The sequence below is a fragment of the Achromobacter sp. JD-1 genome, from assembly GCF_038594925.1.
GTDB classification, from domain to species: domain Bacteria; phylum Pseudomonadota; class Gammaproteobacteria; order Burkholderiales; family Burkholderiaceae_B; genus Achromobacter; species Achromobacter spanius_C.
In genome coordinates, this window is sequence record NZ_JBCGCS010000069.1 from 1 (window position 1) to 1925 (window position 1925).

Annotated in this window: 2 protein-coding genes; both read left to right on the forward strand. The window is 59.3% G+C overall.

Annotated elements, in window-relative coordinates:
• On the forward strand, positions 1–1449 hold a 1449-nt coding region (locus tag WBR68_RS31215; protein ID WP_230696248.1), incomplete at its 5' end, for a type IV secretion system DNA-binding domain-containing protein.
• 54 nt (positions 1450–1503) lie between these two features.
• On the forward strand, positions 1504–1925 hold a 422-nt coding region (mobF, locus tag WBR68_RS31220; RefSeq protein WP_230696249.1), incomplete at its 3' end, for a MobF family relaxase.

Here is a 1925-nt window from a genome sequence, read left to right on the forward strand (position 1 = left end):
ATCGGCTTCTTTCTGGCCCTGGCACTCTCGCTCACGCTCAAAAAATACTCGACCAAAGAAGGCTTTGACGGCGCGGGATACAAGAAGCACATACGCGGCACCGAGGCAGTGCCGATTAGAAAGCTTCAGAAGGTTTGCACAGAGCGAGACAGGCAGCAGATCGATGTGGCCGGCGTCCCGATGCCGACTAGCATTGAGAACCTCCACATCCTTCTGAATGGCGCGACAGGCAGCGGCAAGTCTGTCCTCCTACGAAACCTCGTCTATTCAGCCCTCCGCCGGGGCGATCGCATGGTCGTAGTCGATCCAAACGGCGACCTCTACGGCAAGTTCGGCCGTGAAAGCGATGTGCTGCTCAACCCATACGACCAGCGTACAGAGGGGTGGTCGTTCTTCAACGAAGTCCGCGCTGATTACGACTGGAAGCGGTTGGCGCTGTCAATTGTCCCGCTTGGCAAGGACGCTAACGCTGAAGAGTGGAACGGCTACGCTCGTCTTCTTTTGCGAGAGACTGCCCGCAAGCTCAATGAGCTGGGAACGCCTTCAATCGACGAGCTTTTCAGATGGACCACTATCGCCTCGGACAAGGACCTGCGCACCTTTCTGTCTGGCACGCTGGCTGAATCGCTATTTGCCGGCTCCTCCGAGGCCAGCAAAGCCCTGACCAGTGCCCGCTTTGTCCTTTCCAAATACTTGGCAGAACACGTCACCATGCCCGCCGGCCAGTTCAGCATCCGCGACTGGATGGAAGACGGCCACGGCAGCCTTTACATCACTTGGCGGGAGGACATGAAGGAGGCGATGAAGCCCCTCATCTCCGCCTTCGTTGACGTCTTCTGCTCGGCGCTGCTCTCGTTGCCGGAAGACCAGGCCAGACGCTGGTGGCTCGTAATCGATGAGTTGGGCTCGATGGAAAAGATGGCCAGCCTCGAGGATTTCCTTACCAAGGGTCGCAAGAATGGCGGGCGCGCACTGGCCGGCCTGCAGTCCGTATCGCAGATGGACGATATTTTTGGAGAGAAGATGTCGCAGACACTGCGGGCTAGCTTTCGCTCGCTGGTGGTGCTCGGCGGATCAAAGACCGACTTTGAAACGGCCGAGATTATGTCCAAGTCACTGGGCGAGCACGAGGTATTGCGGCCCGACTACTCCGACAGCCGAAACCCCGGAAAGACGGCCAACACGACCGAGCGCATGGAGCGAAAGATCGAACGTGTCGTGACGGCCGCTCAGGTTCAAACATTGCCTGACCTCACTGGTTGGGTCGCATTCGCCGGCGATCGGCCAATCGCGAAATTCCTCCTTAAGCCGAGGAATTTCGCCATTCGCAATGCGCCTTTCGTGGAAGCGAAGCGAGCCGGTGCGCGGAGCATGGCCAATGCTCCCACCGACGGTCCCCAACCTTGGACCGCGGTGGATCTGCCCGAAGATCCGACCATGGCCGCATAACATTTCACGCCGGACCGTCACCTTGCGTGGCGGTCTGCGCGTACTGGAAATTTAATGATCTCTTTGAAATCGATCCATCGGAGCGCTGCCACAAAGGCCTCGCATTACTACGCCGACCAGAAGGACGATTACTACAGCCGCGACGGGACCGCCGCCCAGTGGCAAGGCAAGGCGGCTGACGCGCTCGGATTGACCGGCGCCATTCAGCAGGAGGAATTTCTTCGCGCACTGCGCGGTGACTTCGGCCCTGACGTCAAACTATCGCGCTCGATCAGGATGGATGCTGAGGCGCGTGCGGCATTGGACATGACGTTTTCACCGCCCAAGAGCGTCAGCATCCAGGCGCTGGCCGGCAAGGATCCGTCAGTCATCGAGGCGCACGACTACGCGGTGAGCAAGGCGCTGGAATTTCTGGAACAAGAGCTACTGCGCGCGCGCCAGACGGAGCAGGGAATAACCACTACGGAGCGGACGGG